General features: G+C 48.9%; 18 protein-coding genes and 4 tRNA genes. 11 read left to right on the forward strand and 11 right to left on the reverse strand.

The window, feature by feature from the left end:
- Positions 1 to 17 precede the first annotated feature (17 nt).
- Entirely contained in the window at positions 18 to 1,091 is a 1,074-nt protein-coding gene (locus tag XMG48_RS12185) for a HupE/UreJ family protein (RefSeq protein WP_173481098.1), read from the reverse strand.
- Positions 1,092 to 1,252: 161 nt separating this feature from the next.
- On the opposite strand from XMG48_RS12185, the gene XMG48_RS05740 reads away from it, so the two are divergent.
- Complete coding sequence (locus XMG48_RS05740; protein ID WP_217362054.1) at positions 1,253 to 3,154, forward strand: 5'-nucleotidase C-terminal domain-containing protein; 1,902 nt, start codon at positions 1,253 to 1,255, stop codon at positions 3,152 to 3,154.
- Positions 3,155 to 3,334: 180 nt separating this feature from the next.
- Here XMG48_RS05740 and XMG48_RS05745 read toward each other — a convergent pair whose 3' ends face one another.
- Positions 3,335 to 3,571, reverse strand: a complete 237-nt coding sequence (locus tag XMG48_RS05745; RefSeq protein ID WP_173481099.1) for a YdcH family protein — start codon at positions 3,569 to 3,571, stop codon at positions 3,335 to 3,337.
- Positions 3,572 to 3,741: 170 nt separating this feature from the next.
- On the opposite strand from XMG48_RS05745, the gene aroA reads away from it, so the two are divergent.
- Positions 3,742 to 5,019, forward strand: a complete 1,278-nt coding sequence (aroA, locus tag XMG48_RS05750) for a 3-phosphoshikimate 1-carboxyvinyltransferase (protein ID WP_173481100.1) — start codon at positions 3,742 to 3,744, stop codon at positions 5,017 to 5,019.
- Between the two features lie 505 nt (positions 5,020 to 5,524).
- On the opposite strand, the gene XMG48_RS05755 is transcribed toward aroA, so the two are convergent.
- The 6 genes from XMG48_RS05755 to XMG48_RS05780 form a co-directional block, all read right to left on the reverse strand.
- The gene (locus tag XMG48_RS05755) at positions 5,525 to 5,842 is read right to left on the reverse strand and encodes a BolA family transcriptional regulator (RefSeq protein ID WP_173481101.1); all 318 of its coding nucleotides are present in this window, start codon (positions 5,840 to 5,842) and stop codon (positions 5,525 to 5,527) included.
- A 1-nt stretch (position 5,843) separates the two neighbouring features.
- On the reverse strand, positions 5,844 to 7,190 hold the full coding sequence (locus tag XMG48_RS05760; protein ID WP_173481102.1) for a DUF3422 family protein: 1,347 nt from the start codon (positions 7,188 to 7,190) through the stop codon (positions 5,844 to 5,846).
- 10 nt (positions 7,191 to 7,200) lie between these two features.
- Positions 7,201 to 7,551 (reverse strand): hypothetical protein, encoded by a 351-nt coding sequence (locus XMG48_RS05765; RefSeq protein ID WP_173481103.1) that lies wholly within the window; start codon positions 7,549 to 7,551, stop codon positions 7,201 to 7,203.
- A 255-nt stretch (positions 7,552 to 7,806) separates the two neighbouring features.
- On the reverse strand, positions 7,807 to 11,220 hold the full coding sequence (locus XMG48_RS05770; RefSeq protein ID WP_173481104.1) for an SbcC/MukB-like Walker B domain-containing protein: 3,414 nt from the start codon (positions 11,218 to 11,220) through the stop codon (positions 7,807 to 7,809).
- Positions 11,207 to 11,926, reverse strand: a complete 720-nt coding sequence (locus XMG48_RS05775) for a DUF4194 domain-containing protein (protein ID WP_173481105.1) — start codon at positions 11,924 to 11,926, stop codon at positions 11,207 to 11,209. Before XMG48_RS05775 ends, XMG48_RS05770 begins: the two co-directional genes overlap by 14 nt.
- Positions 11,926 to 13,326 (reverse strand): Wadjet anti-phage system protein JetA family protein, encoded by a 1,401-nt coding sequence (locus tag XMG48_RS05780; RefSeq protein ID WP_173481106.1) that lies wholly within the window; start codon positions 13,324 to 13,326, stop codon positions 11,926 to 11,928. Before XMG48_RS05780 ends, XMG48_RS05775 begins: the two co-directional genes overlap by 1 nt.
- A 296-nt stretch (positions 13,327 to 13,622) precedes the next feature.
- Between XMG48_RS05780 and XMG48_RS05785 the strand changes: the two genes are divergently transcribed.
- The 3 genes from XMG48_RS05785 to XMG48_RS05795 all read left to right on the forward strand — a co-directional run bounded on the left by XMG48_RS05785 (position 13,623) and on the right by XMG48_RS05795 (position 17,304).
- Positions 13,623 to 15,887 (forward strand): Orn/Lys/Arg decarboxylase N-terminal domain-containing protein, encoded by a 2,265-nt coding sequence (locus tag XMG48_RS05785; protein ID WP_173481107.1) that lies wholly within the window; start codon positions 13,623 to 13,625, stop codon positions 15,885 to 15,887.
- 43 nt (positions 15,888 to 15,930) lie between these two features.
- Complete coding sequence (locus XMG48_RS05790; protein ID WP_173481108.1) at positions 15,931 to 16,794, forward strand: RluA family pseudouridine synthase; 864 nt, start codon at positions 15,931 to 15,933, stop codon at positions 16,792 to 16,794.
- 90 nt (positions 16,795 to 16,884) lie between these two features.
- The gene (locus XMG48_RS05795) at positions 16,885 to 17,304 is read left to right on the forward strand and encodes a hypothetical protein (RefSeq protein WP_173481109.1); all 420 of its coding nucleotides are present in this window, start codon (positions 16,885 to 16,887) and stop codon (positions 17,302 to 17,304) included.
- 58 nt (positions 17,305 to 17,362) lie between these two features.
- On the opposite strand, the gene XMG48_RS05800 is transcribed toward XMG48_RS05795, so the two are convergent.
- From XMG48_RS05800 to ycaO, 3 genes are all read right to left on the reverse strand, one after another.
- Positions 17,363 to 18,010: an LON peptidase substrate-binding domain-containing protein gene (locus XMG48_RS05800; RefSeq protein WP_173481110.1), complete on the reverse strand. Its 648-nt coding sequence runs from the start codon at positions 18,008 to 18,010 to the stop codon at positions 17,363 to 17,365.
- A gap of 55 nt (positions 18,011 to 18,065) precedes the next feature.
- Positions 18,066 to 19,064 carry an ArsJ-associated glyceraldehyde-3-phosphate dehydrogenase gene (locus XMG48_RS05805; RefSeq protein WP_173481111.1) on the reverse strand — a complete coding sequence of 333 codons (999 nt, stop codon included), beginning with the start codon at positions 19,062 to 19,064 and terminating at the stop codon, positions 18,066 to 18,068.
- Between the two features lie 465 nt (positions 19,065 to 19,529).
- Positions 19,530 to 21,275, reverse strand: coding sequence for a 30S ribosomal protein S12 methylthiotransferase accessory factor YcaO (ycaO, locus tag XMG48_RS05810; RefSeq protein WP_173481112.1), 1,746 nt, complete (start codon positions 21,273 to 21,275; stop codon positions 19,530 to 19,532).
- Positions 21,276 to 21,429: 154 nt separating this feature from the next.
- On the opposite strand from ycaO, the gene XMG48_RS05815 reads away from it, so the two are divergent.
- The 6 genes from XMG48_RS05815 to XMG48_RS05840 all read left to right on the forward strand — a co-directional run bounded on the left by XMG48_RS05815 (position 21,430) and on the right by XMG48_RS05840 (position 22,636).
- Positions 21,430 to 21,505, forward strand: a tRNA-Asn gene (locus tag XMG48_RS05815).
- A gap of 24 nt (positions 21,506 to 21,529) precedes the next feature.
- A tRNA-Pro gene (locus tag XMG48_RS05820) sits at positions 21,530 to 21,606 on the forward strand.
- Positions 21,607 to 21,624: 18 nt separating this feature from the next.
- Positions 21,625 to 21,701: transfer RNA gene (locus XMG48_RS05825), tRNA-Pro, on the forward strand.
- Positions 21,702 to 21,710: 9 nt separating this feature from the next.
- A tRNA-Thr gene (locus XMG48_RS05830) sits at positions 21,711 to 21,786 on the forward strand.
- An 89-nt stretch (positions 21,787 to 21,875) separates the two neighbouring features.
- Positions 21,876 to 22,061 carry a DUF6726 family protein gene (locus tag XMG48_RS05835; RefSeq protein WP_173481113.1) on the forward strand — a complete coding sequence of 62 codons (186 nt, stop codon included), beginning with the start codon at positions 21,876 to 21,878 and terminating at the stop codon, positions 22,059 to 22,061.
- A gap of 92 nt (positions 22,062 to 22,153) precedes the next feature.
- Positions 22,154 to 22,636: a universal stress protein gene (locus XMG48_RS05840; protein ID WP_173481114.1), complete on the forward strand. Its 483-nt coding sequence runs from the start codon at positions 22,154 to 22,156 to the stop codon at positions 22,634 to 22,636.
- Positions 22,637 to 22,638 lie beyond the last annotated feature (2 nt).

Genomic DNA, 22,638 nt, shown 5'->3' on the forward strand with positions numbered 1-22,638 from the left:
AAAGCACGAATTCTGCATTAAAAAATGGCGAGTCGATCAACAAACCAGATCATTCCCATGATACCGATCACCAGTGAAGCCGGAACCACAACAATACGGTGGTAGAGTTTCTCTGAGCTAAACCAGTAAGCGACACCAAAATAGGCAATCAACACCACGGCGAGCTGGCCCAACTCAACGCCAACATTAAAGGCTAATAACGCAGCTACAAAATCATCCGTCGGCATCCCAAACTCCGACAGCATGGTGGCAAAGCCGAGACCATGAAGCAGACCGAAACCGAACACGACGGGAAGACGGAAACGATTAATTTTGGATGAGAAGAGATTCTCTATAGCAACGTAGGCGATCGATAACGCAACCAGAGGCTCTACGATACGAGGCGAGATCGAAATAATCTCCAAAGTACCCATTGCCAAGGTAATCGAGTGGGCAATGGTAAACATCGTAATCTGTAGGGCAATCGGCTTTAAACGACGACTCAGTAGGAAGATACCCAGCACGAACAGGATGTGATCCAACCCTTTGGGAAGAATGTGCTGAAAACCACCTAGGGTGTAAGTTTTCACCACCTGCGCAAAACTCGGTTTGGCAAACACCTCATTCAGCATGAACGGTTCAGTTGGCTTATCCTCTTTTACCCACTGGTGTGACGACCAGTGCCACTCGTTATTGGCCTCATCTACCTGTCTGACTCGAGTCGCATGATCGCCAAACGCCATGGGGTAGTACCAGGTTAGACTTTGAGTCTCCCGGGGGATTCGCCCTTTCAAGATAATCACACTATTGCGAGGCACCTTGGTATAGCCTGGGGGTGGCACGACTAGCTCTTTTAGCTGCAACTCAGCGGGCGTTCCATCAAGCTTCAACTCAACACCCTCTAGGAGCGTCGGCATGAACTTTTTAAACTCCGCCTCAAGCTCTGCCGACTCCATTGCACGGTAATGGTCGTATTGATCTGAGTTAGGCGCCTCTTGAGTGTTTCGATACTGTCCATTGATACCGGTCAGAAGTGCTTCGAGGCTGGCACGGATCTCAATCTCTACCACTTCAGTCGTATTTGCAGAGATCTCTATCAATGCAGGCTTCACAACATCAGCCCTAACTGGGTAGAATAAGGATGTAACTAATGTGCATATAACGAAAATGCCTGGAATTAGTCTCACTGGTATGTCTCTAGTAATAAGCATGCGTGCTTTTGGTGGATTTCAGCCTGTGGGCCCTTTAAGAAGAGTGGGAAACTAAGATAACTATGAATCGTCGTCAACTATTGAAGGCTATGGCCGCCGCTGCTGCAGCAGGAAGCCTACCAGCAATTTACACTTCTCGCGCGCTAGCAAGCAACACTGCTCCAAGCGGATTTTATGATGTTCCAATGGAAGGTGATGTTCGTATCCTTCACATTACAGACGTTCACGGCCAGCTAAAGCCTGTCTACTTCCGTGAGCCAAACGTCAACCTTGGTGTCGGTGATGCATTTGGTCGTCCACCACACGTTGTCGGCAAAAATTTCCTTAAGGAGATGGGTCTTTCAGAGAACTCTCCTGAAGCTTACGCATACACCTACCTTAACTTCCTAGAAGAAGCTAAGAAGTACGGTCGTACGGGCGGTTTCGCACACGTTAAAACACTTCTAGATCGTCTACGCGATCAAGCGGGCGGACGCCAAAACACACTAACCCTTGATGGTGGTGACCTATGGCAGGGATCGGGTACTTCACTGTGGACACGTGGTGTCGACATGGTTGAGGCATCTAACATTCTTGGCATCGACGTTATGGTTGGTCACTGGGAGTTCACCTACCGTGAAGAGGAAGTTCTTTCGAACGTTGCTCTGTTCAAAGGTGACTTCATCGGTCAGAACGTTAAAGTACTAGAAGACTCACTGTTTGGTGATGAGTACTACGAAATGGTTGAGCGTTTCGATGGCCGTGGTCTGTACGACGAAGATACGGGTCATGCGTTCCAGCCATACGTGATTAAAGAGATCAACGGCAAGCGTATCGCTGTAGTAGGCCAAGCCTTCCCACGTACCTCAAACGCCAACCCTAAAGAGTTCTTCCCAGACTGGTCTTTCGGTCTTCGTGAACCAGAGATGATCGAGCTTGTTCAGCAGATCCGTGAAGAGGAGCAGCCAGACGCGGTTGTTCTTGTATCGCACAACGGTATGGACGTCGACATCAAGATGGCTGAACGTGTTCCTGGCCTGAATGCTGTATTCGGCGGTCACACTCACGATGGTGTTCCACAACCGATCAAAGTTAAGAACGTTGACGGTGGCGAATGTTGGGTAACCAACGCAGGTTCAAACGGTAAGTTTGTCGGCTGTATGGACTTCTCGATCGAAGATGGCCAGATCACCAACATGACTTACAAACAGCTACCTGTTATCTCTGATTGGCTTGAAGCTGACGGTGAGATGGAAGCGTACATCAACCAGATGCGCCAAGGTCGTTACGATGAGAACATCATCGAAGCGCGTAACAAGAAGTGGCAGAACAACCCAATCCGTGTCGGCAAAACCTTCGAAGAGATTCTTCAAGAGAAACTGGCTAAAGCGGATCGTACTCTTTACCGTCGCGGTAACTTCATGGGCACTTGGGACCAAGTTATCTGTAACGCACTTCGTTGGGAGTACAAGGCAGACATCGCACTATCAGCCGGCGTTCGTTGGGGTACCACTACTCTAGAGGGTGAGTGGATCACAATGGAAGATGTCATGAGCCAGTGTGCAACAACCTACTCTGAAACTTACGTTCAAGAGATGACTGGTAAAGCGATCAAAGAGATGCTTGAAGGCGTTGCCGACAACCTATTCGATCCAGATCCATACCTACAATCAGGTGGCGACATGGTTCGCGTGGGTGGTCTTGACTACACCATCGATCCAACCAAACCACTTGGCCAGCGTATCTCTGAAGTACGCCTAGACAACGGTGAAGTGATTGCTGATGACAAGAACTACAGCGTCTCTGGTTGGGCAACTGTTAACCGCACACCAGAGGGTCGACTACTCTGGGATATCATTGCTGACTACCTAAAAGCAGAACGCGATGAGAACATGGTGATCAAACTACCTAAGGTGAACAACCCTAAAGTGGTGGGTGTCTCTGACAACCCAGGTTTCGCTGACTACCCAGGTGATTGGGCATAACAGCCTACCCCATTAAAAAACCCGCCTAGTGCGGGTTTTTTATTGCTATGAGAAACCTGGACAAATAGCAGTTCAGAATATCGCGACCTTTTTAAGATCGCTCCAACAAAAAATTGAAGCAAAAAAAACCCGCCTAAAAAGACGGGTAACGTTCAAGCAACGAAAGGACAATGAAAAGGGTTAACCCTGAAGCATTTTGAAAAGCTCATCTTTCAGTTCAAGACGACGCTTTTTAAGTTCCTCTTCACGACTGGTCGTGGTCGGTTCAACTTCAGCTGCAGCAAGCTCAGCCTGCTTAGTAATTTCGTGGTACTCATCAAACAGACGAGAGAAGTGGTTGTTTGATGTTTTAAGCTCATGAATACGTTCGCGGTACTCTGGAAGTTCATGAACTAGATCGTGGTGTTCTCCGATCATTTTTTACTCCTAATTCCATACAGTGTTGATGGTTCTAATATGCCCTACTCTTCTCCATCGTCCATTGATTGAAATCAATTAAAACGAATCTCTCTGAACAATGGACTTAACAGACGTTTACCTGTACCTTTTTCGATCCTTTTTTGGCGATCAACTACACTTTTAAGATTATGGAAACTCTTTCACTCCAACCTCGCGATTTTGCAAACGGTGACGTTCAACTGCCAGGCTCAAAAAGCCTATCAAACCGAATTCTTCTTCTAGCTGCACTGGCGGAAGGTGAAACCAAGGTAACCAACCTGCTAGACAGCGCAGACGTTACCCACATGCTGAATGCACTAAAAACGTTGGGTGTCTCTTATGAGCTAGCTGATGATCGTCGCTCGTGCGTTGTCACCGGTGTGGCAGGTCCTTTCAAGCAGCAAAGTGCTGAGATGTTCCTGGGCAACGCCGGTACTGCAATGCGCCCACTAACCGCCGCACTGTGCCTTGGTTTAGGTGAGTTCACACTGACCGGTGAACCTCGCATGTACGAGCGTCCTATCGAGGACTTGGTTGATGCTCTGCGTCAAATTGGCGCTGATATTGAGTACCTAAAAGATGAAGGCTACCCGCCACTAAAGATTAACGCTCAACAGCTAAAAGGCGGACGAGTATCGATTCGAGGCAACATCTCGAGCCAATTCTTGACTGCGCTACTGATGGCCGCTCCAATGGCACAGCAGGATCTAGAGATCGTTGTCGATGGCGAGCTGGTCTCTAAGCCTTACATCGATATCACCCTGCACTCGATGAAGCTGTTTGGTGTTGAGGTCGAGAACAACAACTACCAGAGCTTTGTCGTTAGAGCCGGACAGACTTACCAGTCGCCCGGTGAAGTGATGGTTGAAGGTGATGCCTCATCAGCCTCCTACTTCCTAGCTGCAGCGGCTATTGCTGGCGGAACGATTCGCGTCTACGGCGTCGGTTCTGAATCGGTACAAGGCGACAAAGCCTTCGCTGAAGTGCTCGGTAAGATGGGTGCTAAGGTCACTTATGGCCCAACTTGGGTAGAGGTCTCTAAAGGCGAACTGAACGGTGTAGACCTGGATCTGAACGCCATTCCCGATGCTGCAATGACGATTGCCACAACCGCCCTGTTCGCAAAAGGCCCTACAGCCATTCGTAATGTCTACAACTGGCGCGTCAAAGAGACCGATCGCCTAGCCGCAATGGCAACCGAACTGCGTAAAGTGGGTGCGGAAGTGGTGGAAGGCGAAGATTTCATCGAGATTACACCACCAGCCGAAATCCAGAGCGCCGCGATCGATACCTACGACGACCACCGCATGGCCATGTGCTTCTCACTCGCCTCGTTCGGCAACAGCGAGATCATCATCAATGACCCGGGCTGTACCAGCAAAACCTTCCCAGAGTATTTTGATCTGTTTGCTGAGGTTACGAAGTAACCTGCCCTTTAGGTGGTGACTGGCTTTCAGCCTGTCACCCGCAAGTAGGCTTTACTACCTTTCTGGAAAACGCTGAGAGAGTGGATGTCAGGCTAAAGCCAGACACCGGTGCTACTAGCAAAGTTATAATTAGTACCAATCGCGGCCTTTTCAAGACCGCTCCAACAGTGCCGAACTCGAGTCTCGTGCCGATTTGTCCACGTCCGATCGAGAGTGAGTACGATGGTTTTTCACGGTTAAGAGTTCAATCGGCTGAGGCCCGGATGGCCGAAGTCTGCAACGGAGGCAGGAGCCGACTTTGCAGTGTCCTATTGGACTTCAGTGAAAAAGCATTGAACGGAGCGTGCCGCAGGCCGAGTGAGCGTGGTCAGTTTTTGGGTACTTTTTGCTGACCAAAAAGTGCCAATGGCCAGCCTTTAGGCTGGGTATTCGTTTTTGATCTTGATCTAGCTTTTGATCTAGATCTTAAAGAAAAGATCGCCACATCGTCGATATGGCTCCAACACTACTTATCCTGCTTTGAACCACCCATACACTTAGGACTCGCCGGAACTAAACCAGACTTTTCGGCCCACTCTGCTTGGGTGTATAGATGCATTGAGAGTGCATGAATGGGGTTTTGCATAAGATCTGACAGCAGGCCAAAAATGGTTTGGTGACGCTGTATCAGCCGTTTACCTTCAAAATCATCGCTAACGGCGACGAGCTTGAAGTGAGTATCCAAACGGTTACCACCGTGCATGTGGCTCTCGTTCTCTAACTCCATGTGAACAAGATTAAGACCTTCATTGAGACGGGTTTGGATCTGATCTTCTACTGACAACTTACTGATCCCCTTTCGCTGTTGATTCGGTTTTCACTTCAGCGAGTTTCTTAAATCGGTTTTGAATTTTACGAGTAATGAACCATACCGCACCAATCACCAGTGGGACAGAGACACCAGTCGCAAGACTCTTATCGAATTCGACACCGGCACCGTGTACCGCATCAATGAGGTACTTCACTAGGCCAACTGCGTAGTAGCTGATCGCAGCAACCGACAGACCCTCTACCGTATGCTGCATCATTAGCTGTATCTTGGATCGACGATCCATGGAGCTCAGTAGCTCTTGGTTCTGGTTCTCAATCGCCATCTCAACTCGGGTACGCATCATATCGGCTGCGCGGTTTACACGACGCGATAGGTCGTCGAGTCGATTGTGCATGGTCTCACAGCCACGCACAGCAGGCGTCAATCTACGGATCAAAAACTCTTTCAAGGTCAGGTGACCAGAGACCTCATCCTCACGCAATTCATCCAATCGTGCCGCCATAACATCATGGTATGAGCGGCTAGCATTGAAACGGAAGGTGGTTCTCGCACGTTCAGCTTCAATATCGGCCGATAGGTTGATGAGCTCTGTCAAAAGCTGACTGTCATCTGAGTTATCACCCGTTGACAGGCGACGCGTCAGATCGGCCATTCGATTATCCATATCAGCAACAACCGGTGACAGCTTACGCGCTTCGCGAAGACCGAGCAGCGCTAACAAACGGTAGGTCTCAACTTCAATTACACGCTGCACCATTCGGCCCATCTGCCCTTTCGACATGCTGTTATTGAAGATTAGGAAACGGCCAAAGTTGTCGCTGTGCGTTCTAAATGTCGTCCAGATTTGTGCTGCACCATTCTGTGGCAGACTGCCGATCATCTGCATATCATCGAGCTGAGAGCGAACATCTTTGGGCTCTGGTAGTTCATCACCCTGAATGTTCTGAATGCGCATATGAAAAGCGGCTACCGCTTTACCTGGGTAGTTACTTAACCAGCCGTCTGGCAGTCGATCCAACGCCGTTGTGAAAAAGGGTTGTGTCGACGCTACCCCTTCACGTGAATCGGTGATGGTCAGTGACGTAAACTCGAGATGCTGCTCCCAACGGATGCGCAGATCGCCCGCTGTGTAGATATTACACGCCTGATCCACTCCGTCGTGTTCGATGTTGAGGGTATCTAGCAAGCGCTGGATGTGCTGACTCTGAATGGCACGCTCCTGTTGGTTTGCCAGCACCGCAATGTGGGTAATACTGGCATCCCCTGAAATGCGCTGGAACGGGCGCGAGTGCAGCTCGTCATAGAGCCAATCACGGTCTTCATGCCATTCCAATCCGTGTTGCTGCTGTGCGACAACCATCAGAGACTCCTTACTCTATATCCAGATTAGCCCGCATCAGGGGCTGATCGCTCAAATCAAAACTCATCAGTTGTAAATCGATGTCAAACCAACTCTTAAAGAGATCAAGCGAGAGCGGTTTGGGCCAAAAATCCTGAAACTCATCCCAGGCAGAGAGTTCGTTCTCAAAGATCGTCAACCAGTGCTGTTCAATCTCTGAGGTGAAATCCTCATCAGAATCGACCTCATCAAAGAGGTAGAGGTTGGCTTCACTGCGCAGCTCCTCTAGTGAAGGAACCGGCTCTTCTGAGCCCGCCAAAAGCCACTCATGAAAAGGAGCCTTGGGTTTAATGCTAATACCCGAGCGGTTGATCAAACGCATAGACTCTCCAATACATAGATTTACTTATAACCATATAACCTGACTATACCGCAGTTGCACAAAGGGAGCACTAGTAGATTTCGCTGAGTGGAAAAGGAACAATAAAAAAGGGGTCTGACCTGGGCCAGTCCCCTTTTCGGGCAATCGATCGCCTCATCTTCGATAAGGTTCCGACACTTAAGTTGTTGGAGCGATCTTAAGAGGCCTCGATTAATACCTGTTGGAGCGGTCTCATTGAGGCCGCGACGCTATTTGTTAAAGCTCCGCCGCTTCCTCTTCTGCCATTACCTTGTAAGGGTGATCAGACGCCAATAGCGCTTTACCAAGATCCGTTGGGAACTCGACATCAATGTCGACCACACGACCGTCACGACAGACGTTAATGATAGTATCCATGCAAGTACTGAGCAGAGAGTACTTCTCATCCGGCGCAGCAATAATGGTTTGGAGACCCAAATCACTCATGAAGCCAAGCGAGGTAACGGTGTTCTCTGAATCCAGCTTGTTGAACGCCTCATCGAATACCGACAGGCTGAAGCCACCAACAGGCTTACCATCACTACCCTCTTTTAGGCGGTAGGTCGCACCCAAGGCGGCCGCCATCGCGACGTAGAACGGTACCTGGTGCTCACCACCGGAACCGGTCTTGATACGCTGCGACAGGGTTGTCTTACGATTGCCGTCAAGATCTTTAACCACCAACTCGAAGTTGTAGAAGTTACGGTAGTCCTGAAGCAGACTGCTCTCGCCTTCATCTTTAAGTACTTCGTGAATTCGTTCTAGAGCATCCTTGTGCTGCGCATTGTCATCAAACTTCATATCAAACAACGAGCCCACATTGGCAGAATCGAGCTGCGTATAGGCCTCAACCAATTCAAGAATGTCTTTCAACTCAGGGTTAGGTGACATCTCAAAGCTGTACATCTCTTTATGGAAAGGACGGTTCTTCAAGTGCGAGTTTAGCTCACGGATCAGATCACGAATCTTATTGATCTGGTCATTCAGATGGGCCACGAAGTCAGAACGGAAAGCAGACTCAGCCTCTAGACGAGCTCGCTCGGCCTTCTCTGTGTACTCTGCCAATTCAGATTCACGGAGTGCCTCAACGGTCTCGTTAACGTAACCCTCGAGATCTTCATGACTGGAGTCTGGTCCAACCTTATCCAACTCATGGTGAGTCAAACCGCCACCGTGGTGACGCGCTTTATACTGTGCAACGGCATCACGGACACCGTTCTTTTTCTTCTCATGCAGAGCCAGTTCAGACTGAGCTTTCTTGGCCGCTTCGAAGATGATGCGTTCCAACTCACCATCACAGCTCTCATCGAGGTAGTCGCGTTTCTCCTGCGCAGACTGAGCGTCGAACTCATTCTTCGCTTCACAGGCTGCACGCGCTTCAGCATGCTCTGTTAGATCGGTCTCTAGCACCTCTAGCTGAGCAGTATCACGGATCAGGCCTGTACGGGCTTTTTGCAGTTTATCCATCAACGCAGCTTGAGTGGACTCGGTCTCTTTCTGCTTAGCCGCCAGATCGGCAATGCGCTGCTGAATACCGGTATCGTCATGGTTACGGAGATCGACAATAGTCTGCTGGTACCCTTCAATCTGATGCGTCAGTTTCTTACGCTGTTCTGTCAAATCAAACAGAGGCTCGTTCACTTGAGACAGACCGCCATCAAGGCTTATTAACGCATCACGTAGCTTCTCTAGAGATTCGTGCTGACGACCTAGCAGTGTGAACTCATTGACCAGCTGATCGACCTGCTTGCCCTGCAGTTCAAGTTGATCACCACGACGACGAATACCCATAATTGGTGTCAGTTCATTAATTGATGTGGTTGAACCTTCGGTCTGCAACATGCAGTCATAGGTCAACGCACGCTCCTGTTTCAAAAGCTCCGCTTCCGTCTCAACCGCCATGACACCGCCCAGTGCGCGATTCATAAATGCGCGGGCATCGTCAGAGTCAGACTCGATAAACTGAGCCAGAGAACCTGGCTTAGTGCGGTGTAACCAGTCACCCGATTTAGTGGTGTTGATGATACGACAGCCTTTCAGGTGACGCCCTTTACGGCGGTAGAGTGTAATCGCCTCTTTGACACGATCAGGATCGACGACCAATGCTTCGCGGCGAGCACCTAAGAAGGACTCAATTGCAATGCGCCACTTGTCATCGGTAATATCAACCAACTCACAAATGGGTGTTGAGTCGATACCGTACTCACTCAACAGCTCCATCAATTCAGCCGTGTTACGACGAACGGGGGCGCGCCCCTGCTGAAGCTGTTCTACGGCACTCTTCTGGTTCTGTATCTGAGCGCGCAGTTCAGAAATACGGATAACTGACTCTTCATAACGACGCGACACTTTACGACGAACGTTCTCAATCGACTTACGCATTGCGTTTAGCGTGTTATCGACGCTGACAGGATCTGAAGGCCAAGCGTCTGCCATTAGGTTTTCACCCGAGCGCCAGATCTCTGATGCTTGATCCACCAGTGCTGCAAACTCTTCAGGCAAGAACTCACGATTCTGATTAAAGCTCACCGCTGTGCGCATCAGCGAGTAGGCCTTCTGAATGCGCTCTTCGATGACATTGAGTTCGTGTTGACCAACGCGTATAGAAGATTCCATCGCGTTAATCTGATGCGCAGCATCGGTGTTGTTTAGCGCTGCACGTGCGTTGGCAAGATCCTGCATAACCTGATTGAGATCAGCACCAATATTGGTTAGCTCTCGCTCAACTTCCGCCTCTTGCTCTTGCCACTTCTCTAGACGCTCTTCAGCCTCCTCTTTACGAAGGTCGGCGCTTTCAAAACGTGACTCGTGAACAACCCACTCGTACTCGACGGCGTTTTTGATGTTACGACTGATACCCTGGCAGAGCTCTTGTACTTTAACCAGTTCATCAATACGGTTAGCCACATCACGCGTCTTCTCCTCCATCGCTCGATACTCATCCAGCGATTTACGGAAGGCTCCGACATGCACTACGTTCTCATCCAAGACAAACTCGCGAACGAATCGAGTCGGACTATCAATGGGTACAAATTTAAGAGCGTTTTTGAAGTTCTTGATGAATTTGTCATCGTCATTCGGCATCGCTGGATCGTGACTCAAGTGGGTCACAACCTCACGAATGTAGCGGCTTGCACGCTTCTCTAGCGTCATATCCGGACACTGTTTAAGCAGGCTTTCACGAACTTCATTCCAAGGACGCGGCATACGACCACCGCCCTCTTTTCGACTAAAGTCATCCAGCGAAACAGAGAAGTTAGGCAGAATAAAGCGACCCAAAACCTCTTCATCTGGGCTGGCGGTTGATGCACTGATCGCAACACCAATACAGCTCTCTTGTGCCGTCTCAGTATCAAAGAAGCTCATCGCCAGATAGCTGATAGAATCTTCACGGGCACTGTTGCTTTTACCACCATCATCCATAAAACCGAGACAGTAGGTGCGCAGTGAACGCTCAGACTTTTCACCCGCCGAGGCGTTAAAACTTAAGTGGCGCTTATGGCCACCCATCAAAATGGTCTGCATGGCGTCCAGTAGTGACGATTTACCTGAGCCGTTAGGACCTACAATCGCGACATTACCTTTGATCGGGATCTCTTGAGCACCCAATACATACCAGTTAACTAGAACGATGCGATTAAGCTGTTTCATCGTCAGACTCCTCTACTGCACCCTTCTCTTCTGACTCCACTGACTCATCAGCTGGCTCACTCACCTCTTCGATCGACTCCTCTGGAGTGTCAGCAATATCATCCATCAAGGCCGCATCAGCGCTTTCGATGTCACAGAGCGCCTCAAGCTGTCGGATGTAATCTTCGACCACCACTTGACGAATGGTGGGGTAGATGCCGATTGGAATGTTTTTAGGGTCGGTCTCATTCGCCTTGCCGCGTTCAATCAAACCGTGACGTGAGAAGAGCGACAGGATCTCTTTTAGACGCGTCTCATTAGGGATCTCTTTACCGGTTAAACTCTCGTAAGTGCTCAACAGATCATCAGACGTGGTGTACGCCTTACCGCTCTCTACTTCGAAATTTTCCAGTTTCTGTTCATACATTTGACGCATACAGAGCATCAACAGAGACTCATCGAGCTTCAATCGCATGACTCGCTCTTCACCCTGGGGTAGCACACCCAAATAGGCTTCATCAGGTTGATAGACCAGAGACCAACCCAGTGCCGCGAACAGGTTACGGAAGTACTCCATATTCTGCGAAATAAGGAAATAAGTATCACGCTGTGCAGGGCGATCCGCATAGAGGAACTGGTTTGTCAGTAGTGAGTTTGCAGCGCGAACGAAATCGGCTTCTGTACTCTTTTCATTGCGCGTCAGCGCTTTTTGTAAATCACCAAGCATCAGGCGTTGTTCCTGTGTATTTTGAAACCACGGCACTCCACCATATCGGCAACGCGCACGTACTCTTCATCAAATTCTATTTGGTAGCGTTCAGCTGTCTTACGCGCTTTCTTACCTAACGAATTTAGGTGTCGCACATAGCTGAAGCAGATGTAATCTTCGATTGAATCAATGGTAAATTCAGACGCCGAGACCAGGGTTTCACCATTTAAAAAGTGACGATCTAGGTAGGCCTCAATTCGATCCACTTTCACCTCACGGCGTGCCTTCCACTCTTTGAAGAGCTGACGCATGTAAAGAACCTTAGGATCGATCTGCTGTTGGGTAATGACTCTAGGCGCTGTCTCAACACGTCGACGCACTGGCGAGCGAATGGACGAAGGCGAGATAAAGCCATACTGATCAAGCGACTGAACCGGTGGTATCTCCCGACCATCTTTCTCCGCCAATTTGGCAATGACACGCGACAGTCGAGCCGCCATACCCGGCGTTGTCTTGTCCATGTAACGAACTGTGTCGGCTACCCGTTTCTCTAGCTGGTAACGGAAATCATCAATGATCGCCAGACGCTGGTCGACCGACTCGAAGATCCGGATGATGCGATTGATGTGCTGGTGCACCATCGCTTCCGCAGTTTCAGATTCGATTTCATACTGCATCTGATAGTGCTCAGTCAGCATCTCTACCTTCAGCGTATCGAACTGAAGATCACGCAATAAAGAGAGAATTTGACGTCTAAAACGGAAGGGGTTGTTCTTTGTTTTCAACGTCTTATAGTCAGAAACAAGAATGTGCTCAACGAAACGATCAAAGAAGCCACGGACAATCTCTTGCGGGTTATGCGACTCAGCCAATGATATTTTAAGTTCGCGCAGACCCAACATCATATCGGTCAGGTGTGCACTGAACTCGGCTGCTGTGTCTGCCGCTTCCGATAGGGTAATACCACGACCCACCGGATCATTGATGGCCGATTCCAGAGACGACAGCACGTTAAGAACGGTGCCACCGTAACTGCGTTTTTCCAAACGCGCGATCGAAACCAGGTTACGCAACAGGTAACTGACCGAAGGAGAGAGCAACACATAGGTGCGATAGATCTTCTGCTCTTCCTCTAACCAGCCCGTTTGCACTAGGCGTCGGTAGATACGGTTTGTGTAATCTGCGCTAGAGGTAGGCAGCTCCGCCTCCTCTTCAGACTCAGCCACCCAGCGACGAACACCAAGCTTAACAACGGCATTTTCGATGGTTGAACGGACTAAATCTTTGGCAATAAAGGGGTCTATAAGATCTTCATCAAAGAAGAGATCGGCCAATTCAAGAATAACAGACTGGTAAACCTGTCTATTCTGCCCAGAGAGCGGCGCAAATATATCGTCTGGTAGCTTATTGAAAAGCACTAAAAATCCACCATTTGAGGGCTGCCCATTCAATAGGCAGCAAATCGAATAACCATCGATTCTAACAAAAAAAGGAGTGCTGTATAGGCCTCTTAGATGAGACTTTGGCGTAAAAGAAAAATCTTTAACCCTTGAGTCAAAAAACAGCCCTCAACCACCCTGCCACAAGAACTGTTTTACCTAACATGAAAGCTTGTTATTATCTGCTTTAAAGCGGGCCAACATGGCCCATCAGTACCGCAGAGTGACCTATCTCACCGAAGCGGATTCGTTTCACCACCTTAAAGGCGTTGTGGATGAAATTTCGTTTCCCTGTCGTCATCATTGACGAAGATTTCCGTTCTGAAAACATCTCTGGCTCAGGCATTCGTGACCTTGCAGCCGCTATTGAAAAAGAGGGTATGGAGGTTGTCGGCTTAACCAGCTACGGCGATCTTACAGCATTTGCTCAACAGGCGAGCCGCGCCAGCTGCTTCATCATCTCTGTCGATGATGAGGAGTTTGATTCGGGTGAAACGGATGATCTGTCCGACGAAGTACTGAATAACATCCGCGACTTTATTAGCGAAGTTCGCAAGCGTAATAACGAGATCCCAATCTTCTTGTACGGTGAAACTCGTACCTCTCGTCATGTGACGAATGATATTTTGCGTGAGCTTCACGGCTTCATCCATATGTTCGAAGACACTGCCGAGTTCGTTGCACGCCACATTATTCGTGAAGCGAAAAAGTACCTCGAATCACTAGCACCGCCCTTCTTCAATGCGTTGATGAACTACGCAAGCGACTCTTCATACTCTTGGCACTGCCCAGGACACTCGGGCGGTGTTGCCTTTTTGAAAAGTCCGGTTGGGCAGATGTTCCACCAATTCTTCGGGGAGAACATGCTGCGTGCCGATGTCTGTAATGCGGTTGAAGAGCTTGGACAGCTTCTGGACCACACAGGCCCTGTTTCAGATTCAGAGCAGAGTGCTGCGCGCATATTTGGCGCTGATCATCTCTTCTTTGTCACTAACGGTACCTCGACGTCGAACAAAGTAGTCTGGCATTCAACCGTTGCCCCTGGCGATATTGTGGTAGTGGATCGTAACTGTCATAAATCGATTCTGCATTCGATCATCATGTGTGGTGCGATACCGGTCTTCCTAATGCCAACTCGTAACCACTACGGCATTATCGGACCGATTCCAAAGAGTGAGTTTGATCCCGAGACGATTCGTCGCAAGATCGAAGAGAACCCCTTTGCTCGTGAAGCACTGAACAAAAAACCTCGCGTACTGACACTGACGCAATCGACCTATGATGGCATTCTCTACAACGTAGAGACGATCAAAGCGATGCTGGGCGACACCATTGATACGCTGCACTTTGACGAAGCTTGGCTGCCTCACGCAGCATTCCACAAGTTTTACAACCACATGCACGCGATTGGCGGCACAGAGAGCCGTGAACGCTCTGACGACACCCTGGTGTTTGCAACACAGTCAACGCACAAACTGTTGGCAGGTTTGTCACAGGCCTCTCAGATCCTAGTACAGGACGCTAAGAACCGTAAGCTGGATACCTTCCGATTCAACGAGTCCTACCTGATGCACTCATCGACCAGCCCTCAGTATGCGATCATCGCCTCTTGTGATGTTGCCGCTGCGATGATGGAGCCTCCCGGTGGTACAGCACTGGTCGAGGAGTCCTTGTATGAAGCGATCGACTTCCGTCGCGCCATGGTTAAGGTTGAAAAAGAGTTTGGTGAGAACGACTGGTGGTTCAAGGTTTGGGGGCCTCAGAAGTGGGATGATGAAGGTCTTGGCGATCGTGATGCTTGGGTCATCCATGAAGAAGACACTTGGCACGGCTTTGGCAAGATTGAGTCTGGCTTTAACATGCTCGACCCAATTAAGGCGACCATTATCACACCGGGATTGAACATCCATGGTGAGTTTGATGAGCACGGCATTCCCGCGGCGATTGTGAGCAAATACCTTGCAGAGCACGGCATTATCATTGAAAAAACGGGACTCTACTCATTCTTCATCATGTTCACCATCGGCATCACCAAGGGCCGCTGGAACTCCATGGTGACTGAACTTCAGCAGTTCAAAGATGACTTTGATAACAACCTACCCATGTGGCGGGTTATGCCTGAATTTGTCGCACAGCACCCTGAATATCAGCGCATTGGTCTGCGTGATCTTTGTCACTCACTGCACGACATCTACCGCAAGTACAATGTCGCAAAAATCACGACAGAGATGTACCTCTCTAAGATTGAGCCTGCTATGACACCGGCAGATGCTTGGTCGAAGATGGCGCACCGTGAAGTTGAACGTGTCTCAATCGATGAACTAGAGGGTCGAACCACCGCCATGCTCGTGACACCTTACCCACCGGGCATACCACTGCTTATACCGGGTGAGCGCTTTAACTCAACCATCGTTGACTACTTGAAGTTTGTTCGCGAATTTAACGCCCAGTTCCCTGGCTTCGAAACAGACTGTCACGGACTAGTGCGAGAGAACATAAACGGCGTCGATCACTACTACATCGATGTCGTAAAAGACTGATTCAACAAGACGAGATAACGGCACCTTCGGGTGCCGAATTTTTATGAAAATAGAGTTCGAAAAATCCATCACCACTGAACAAGCCGGCAGCAATGTCACCGACTTTCTGGCGCAAGAGACCGCAATCTCCAAACAGAAAATTAAGGACGCACTGAGTAAAGGTGCCTGCTGGCTGAAGCGTGGCCAAAAAGGTCGTAAGCGCCTGCGTAAGGCCAAGGAGATTCTGCAAAAAAACGATCGGATCTCTCTCTTTTACGATTCTGAACTCTTAGGCCGTAAACCAGAAGGCGCGCAATGTTTGGTGGATGCTCAAGGTTACTCTGTCTGGTTCAAACCAGCCGGTATGGTTGCACAGGGAAATGACTGGTGTGATCACCTTGCCATTACTCGTTTAGCCGAGCAAACACTTGAACCGAAACGCGCTTCGTTTTTAATACACCGTTTGGATCGTGAAACGGCAGGTCTGATCGTGATCGCTCATAAACAGGGTGTTGCAGGCGCCATCTCGCGCGAATTCCAAAACCGTAAGGTTGAAAAATTTTACCGCTGTCTTGTCTCAGGCCAGGCACCCGAGTCCGGTGAAATCATCAATAAACTGGATGGTAAACCGGCCCATACCAAATTCACCCGACTGCACTACAACTCCGATCGTGACTATTCGGATCTCTATGTAGAGATACTGACCGGGCGAACACACCAGATCCGACGTCATCTCAATCAGATCGACCACCCTGTTATGGGTGATCCACGCTACGGAAGTGACAACAAAAACCTAGCAGGCATGCAGTTATTTGCTGTCAAATTGGCATTCAACTGCCCTATTCAACGCCGCAAAGTCACGTTTGAACTCTCCAACGAGTTTTTGAAACAGCACAGCAACTCGGAGTTGTCTGACGCAACGCCTTAACAAAATTGCCAAGACAGTTGGGTGTAGCATCAAGGGCAGATGACAGGCTAAAGCCAGTCACTGGTTTAGCGACTTGGCTTCGGAGCTGCGGTGACTGGCTTTCAGCCTGTCATCCGCCAGACCAGCCACTCAATAGATATCGCCAACCACTGCGCAAAGCCTTACAATACTCGGCTGACCTATTTGGATGGAATCATGTTCGACAAAAAGACCAAAGCCCAGATCCGCGCCGAGCTTGAACAGCAAGTTCAGGATTTTCTGCGCTCTGGTGGCGAGGTTAAAGAGATTCCTCAGGGTCAGAGTGGAGTTCCGCACGGAGGACTGATACGCCCCGTCTTTAATGACGGCAAACCGCGCGAGTCGAGAACCCCCTGCGAGGGTGTGTTGCAGACCATCGATGCAAGACGCCTAATCAAAGAGCGCCCTAAATTAGCTAGAAAACTGAGTAAACCTAAACGCAAAGTCATTTACGACGATTTCGGAGAGCCTATCCGAGAAGTTTGGGAGTAAGAAACCTGCGAACAAGTCCCGCAGAGAAGATGCGAAACTTATTCGCAGATTCCCTAGGTCAGCGATTCATTAAATCCAGTGTGAATCTGAGTCGCTCCACCGCACTCTCCATCTCCAGTGCTTGCTGCAAATAGTGAGCATCAAATCGAATTAATCCAAACAGCTCAAAACTGAACGCTTGTGGCGATTTTGTTAACCACTCCTCTTGATTGAGAATGTCTCTCAATTTATTGGCCGCTCGGCTATCACCTTGCACCATTGCCAGTACACGATGGCGCACCTTATCAACCAGCTCAATCGCTTCTGATAACTCATCTTCAGTCATCTCACGATCAGCCATTGGTTGACACTCATACACCGAGTAGGGAATCTGCTGCAGTGATTGACCCAAACGGTATCGCTGATCGATATGGACATCCACCACTAGACGCCCATCATCTAACTGCTTAATCAGCTCGCACTGACCAGCACTAAACACTGTGTAGGGTCGATAGGTTGCTTGGTTTGTCTGCAACGCCTCTTTCAGAGGCAATCCCGATTTGGCAGGACTGATCTCTTTTTGTGTGTGACAAATCGCTACCGGCATACCTGTCTCCAAACAGTGATTGATCATCTGTCGGTAACGAGGTTCAAATACATGCAACGGAAACACGGTGCCAGGAAAGGTGACACAGTCGGGAATGGGAAAAATGGCGATTTGAGTCACGCAGCCTCCTTAAAGTAGTTAAAGAGATTACGCAACTCAATTAGGGTCGGACTACTTAAACTCGGTGACCGACTTTAAGGGCCAGTTCGGCCGTACGGTTCGCGTAGCCCCACTCATTGTCATACCAGAGGTAGAGTTTCACCTGAGTGTCGTTAACCACCATGGTCGAGAGCGCATCGACGACACTTGAACGAGGATCCGTCTTGTAATCGATCGAAACCAGTGGACGCTCTTCATAGCCCAAAATGCCTGCTAAATAGCTCTCTGATGCGGATTTAAGCAAATGATTAACCTCTTCAACACTGGTCGCTCTGTTGACCTCAAAGACACAGTCTGTAATCGATGCATTGGTTAGAGGTACACGTATCGCGTGGCCGTTCAACTTACCTTTTAGGTCTGGGAATATATGCGTAATTGCCGTCGCCGAACCGGTTGTGGTGGGAATCAAACTGGTACCACAAGAGCGAGCACGACGCAGATCTTTGTGCGGAGCATCAATAATAGTCTGGGTATTGGTAATATCATGAATGGTCGTCATAGAACCGTGTTTAATACCTAAATTCTCATGAATTACCTTCACCGCAGGTGCTAGACAGTTGGTAGTACAAGAGGCGGCTGTCACAATTCGATGCTGCTCAGGGTCAAATAGGTCATCATTCACCCCCATGACACAGTCCAGCACACCCTCTTGCTTGACCGGCGCAGTGACGACGACACGCTTAACCCCTTGATCAAGGTAGGGCTGGAGTGCCTCTTTTGATTTGAACTTCCCTGACGCCTCTATGACCAGGTCACAGCCACTCCAGTTGGTCTCATCAATGGTCTTGTGCGAGCTAACGGCAATGAACTGATCTGCCACCTGCATGCCACCATCAACGGGAAGTGCCTCTCTGCTCCAACGTCCATGAACGGAATCGAAATTCATAAGGTGAGCCAAGGTTGCCGCATCCCCAGCGGGATCATTGATCTGAACAATCTCCACATCCGCACTATCAAACAGTACACGAGCTGTCAGACGGCCCATTCGACCAAACCCATTGATACCAACGCGCATAAAATACTCCTTCATAAGATGACAGAATTATTTCAGCGTTTTGTTACAAATTGAAGACAAATGAATCTTTTGACACATATCAATGCGGCTATATTAGAAAGGCGTAATCTACAGTTAACCAAACAAACAGAAGGAGCAAGCAAATGGCTGCTATTTCAAAAGATCACACACCGGCAACTGTATGGGCACTGGATCTAGTCTTTCTACTGATCGCGATTTCACCCGCCCTAATTTTTGTAGGCTCACTGATCGCAGGTTAATGGTCGATAAGGGTTAACTGCCCATAGGATAAAAGGTCAGCGGATGCTGGCCTTTTTTGTGGAAAAAAAAAGCACCCACTGCGGGTGCTGAATTGTGCTGCTAATAATAGGAATCGAACTAGACAGCCAAGGGACAATCACAAATTAAAACTAGCATCTAAATAGAGCCTCTGCGACCGCAACTGTGCTGACTGTCCCTATTGTCTTAATACCGTTTTTCATAAGAACCTGACTTCACATCATGCAAACGCTTATAGACTGTTAGCAGAGAGTGATGAGTGTTTAGGTTAGAGAGTGTCTCATCAAGCCCGGACAGAGCATCGAACAGCTTCTCTCCAGCAATATTAGCCAGAGCTTCTTGGTATAGCGCTTCACCATAGAGCGCAACCAATGGGCGTTCATACTGTTCTCGTTCACGATTGGAATCTATCTCTAATCGTATCAATTCAGAAAGACAGCGGTGCAATTTAATCTCATCGTCTGTTAGGTGACCAAAGTTTAACATCCAGTCAACTTGCTCTAGGGCTAACTCTAACTCGCCAGACTTAAGCGCGAGCTTGAACTTAATATCCCCAATGCGAACACGATCCCAGGGCGAATCAGAGTCCGTTGCGACCCCTAACAGCTTAGCAAGACGCTGTTGATCATCAAATCCACCCTGCTCTAACTCTTCCAACAGATCCAACGCCATCTCCTGATCAAGTTGAGCGGGCGATAACAGTCGTGATCGCAGAGGCGCAGCTAGATTGTTGTTTCGCCAAATTAACTCATCAACAGGATAGATCTCTGACATCCCTGGGACCAAAATCCTGCAACAATCGAGCCCAAGGTGTTGATAGTCAGCAATATAGATCTGTAAATCTACGCCATGAATGATTCGACAGAGCTCGTCAAACTCATCCTCAGAACTTCCCTCTATATTCCACTCGGTAAAGGGGTAATCAGGCTCATCGGCGAACATATCCCATGCGACAACCCCACTGGAGTCGATAAAGTGCGTCTCCAAGTTTTGAGGCTCTGCCGCCTCATCAATATCAAAGGTTGGGTGCGGGAAATCGTTCAGAGAGTCCAAAGCCCTACCCTGCAACAACTCAGTGACGGTTCGCTCCAGTGCCACTTCAAACTTAGGGTGAGCACCAAATGAAGCGAAACAGCCACCATCATTGCGATTAAAGAGCGTGACATTTACCAGAGGGTATTTTCCCCCAAGAGAGGCGTCACGCACATCAACCAAAAATCCTTGAACACGCAGTGCTTTGATGGATGCTTCGATGCGAGGATATTGTGCAATCACCTTAGCCGGAATGCGCGGCAGTGTAATACCACTGGAGATAATGGTGTTCTTTATATGACGCTCAAAAATCTCAGACAGCGCTTGAACGCGCGCTTCAAAGAGATTATTGCCGGCAGCCATACCATTGGAGACATAGAGATTCTCCAACACATTGACTGGAAACCAGACTGTCTGTTTATCCGACTGACGAACAAAGGGTAAAGCGCACACACCTCTATCAGCTCGACCCGAGTTTAGGTCGACCAACATATCGGCACTGAGCTCCTCATCAGGGTCGTAGTGATTTCGGCTGTTTTGATCCAGCAGGCCTTCTGGCCATTGACCTGCAGAGGCTGGGAACCAGCGCTCATTGGGATAGTGAACAAACTCACCATCGGAAATATCTTGACCGAAAAAGTAATCGACAAAAAAGTAATTAGTACTCAATCGTTCATAGAACTCGCCCAGCGCACTGGCAAGACAGGCTTCCGGAGTAGACCCTTTACCGTTAGTAAATAATAGTGGGCAGTGACGATCACGAATATGCAGTGACCAGACGTGAGGCACAGGATTGAGCCAACTCACCTCCTCTATGTCAAAACCAAGATCCTTCAGCCCCTGACTCATGCGCTCGATCGACTCTTCAAGCGGGGCATCTTTTCCTGGAATTCTGGTCATTTTTTGTACTCTTTGTGGACTAACAGAGGTGTCAGCTAACTTATTATTTATTCGAAAGATTATACCTGAAGAAATAGTAGGAAAAAGTTCAAATGAGCGCTTGACGAAGGTCCGCCCCGTAATTAGTATATGCGCCCTCAGTTGAGCAAACAGTTCCTCGATAGCTCAGTTGGTAGAGCAGTAGACTGTTAATCTATTGGTCGCTGGTTCGAGTCCAGCTCGAGGAGCCAACTTTACTCAACAAGAGAAAAAGTCGGAGTATAGCGCAGCCTGGTAGCGCATCTGCTTTGGGAGCAGAGGGTCGTAGGTTCGAATCCTACTACTCCGACCACTTTTTCTCACTCCTCGTCGGAGTATAGCGCAGCCTGGTAGCGCATCTGCTTTGGGAGCAGAGGGTCGTAGGTTCGAATCCTACTACTCCGACCATCTCTTTGTGCCGGTATAGCTCAGTTGGTAGAGCAACTGACTTGTAATCAGTAGGTCCCGAGTTCGACTCTTGGTGCCGGCACCATTTATTACCTCTTATCACCGTTCATTTTTTCTTTAAGCACTCTGCGAACATAGCCACTTTTATAGGCATTTTTAAGGTATAGTGCTCGCATGAATATTAAGCTCATTACCTTATCCCTTGCAGCCCTGACTCTTCAAGGCTGTGTACTTACTAAAGTCGTGACGGTACCTATGCGCGTTGGTGGGGCAATCATCTCTGTTGTACCCGTGGTCGGTGACCCAATTGACGAGTCAATCGACACCGTGGCGGATGGAATTGACAAAATCCCGATTTAAAATTGCTCTAAATCAGACAAAGATGTTCTTTTTCTGACACCCTACTAAACACTCTCTAAAGTACAGGCATTAGACCCAATCTGGAGAGTGTTATGCTACCTGCCGTAAACAATATTCTTTACGCATCAGACATTAATGATGGCTCACGCCCTGCGTTTCGACACGCTGTTAAACTCGCCGAGCTGTACGATGCCAAACTCACCTACTTGCACGCCGTAGAGAAGATCAGTGACGGCGCAGCTGCTGTTCTACAAAATGTCATCGATCGTGATGAGCTTAATGAGTTAGAGAGAAGTGGCTCTGCCCGTTTGATGGAAAAAGTGGAACAACGCATCAAAGCGTTTTGCGAGGACGAGGTTCCAGAAGGGTCCATTAATCCTAGCGACATTGCCACCTGCGTCGATCAAGGCACACCTTGGCAAGTCATCATCGATACAGCTGACAAGATCAATGCGGATATGATTGTCATGGGTGTACGGACCCATGCGACCCTTCAGCACATGTTATTGGGCTCAACGTCACGCAAAGTCATGAGCCACAGTGTAATACCTGTGTTGATCGTCCCTTTAAGCTAATA

It is taken from the genome of Marinobacterium sp. xm-g-48, from assembly GCF_013282925.1.
Lineage (GTDB): Bacteria > Pseudomonadota > Gammaproteobacteria > Pseudomonadales > Balneatricaceae > Marinobacterium_E.

Coding starts and splice junctions, on each gene's coding strand:
- XMG48_RS05740 (WP_217362054.1), top strand. CDS start 1,253: ATGAATCGTCGTCAACTATTGAAGGCTATGGCCGCCGCTGCTGCAGCA.
- XMG48_RS05745 (WP_173481099.1), bottom strand. CDS start 3,571: ATGATCGGAGAACACCACGATCTAGTTCATGAACTTCCAGAGTACCGC.
- aroA (WP_173481100.1), top strand. CDS start 3,742: ATGGAAACTCTTTCACTCCAACCTCGCGATTTTGCAAACGGTGACGTT.
- XMG48_RS05760 (WP_173481102.1), bottom strand. CDS start 7,190: ATGGTTGTCGCACAGCAGCAACACGGATTGGAATGGCATGAAGACCGT.
- XMG48_RS05765 (WP_173481103.1), bottom strand. CDS start 7,551: ATGCGTTTGATCAACCGCTCGGGTATTAGCATTAAACCCAAGGCTCCT.
- XMG48_RS05770 (WP_173481104.1), bottom strand. CDS start 11,220: ATGAAACAGCTTAATCGCATCGTTCTAGTTAACTGGTATGTATTGGGT.
- XMG48_RS05775 (WP_173481105.1), bottom strand. CDS start 11,926: ATGCTTGGTGATTTACAAAAAGCGCTGACGCGCAATGAAAAGAGTACA.
- XMG48_RS05785 (WP_173481107.1), top strand. CDS start 13,623: ATGAAATTTCGTTTCCCTGTCGTCATCATTGACGAAGATTTCCGTTCT.
- XMG48_RS05790 (WP_173481108.1), top strand. CDS start 15,931: ATGAAAATAGAGTTCGAAAAATCCATCACCACTGAACAAGCCGGCAGC.
- XMG48_RS05805 (WP_173481111.1), bottom strand. CDS start 19,064: ATGCGCGTTGGTATCAATGGGTTTGGTCGAATGGGCCGTCTGACAGCT.
- ycaO (WP_173481112.1), bottom strand. CDS start 21,275: ATGACCAGAATTCCAGGAAAAGATGCCCCGCTTGAAGAGTCGATCGAG.
- XMG48_RS05835 (WP_173481113.1), top strand. CDS start 21,876: ATGAATATTAAGCTCATTACCTTATCCCTTGCAGCCCTGACTCTTCAA.
- XMG48_RS05840 (WP_173481114.1), top strand. CDS start 22,154: ATGCTACCTGCCGTAAACAATATTCTTTACGCATCAGACATTAATGAT.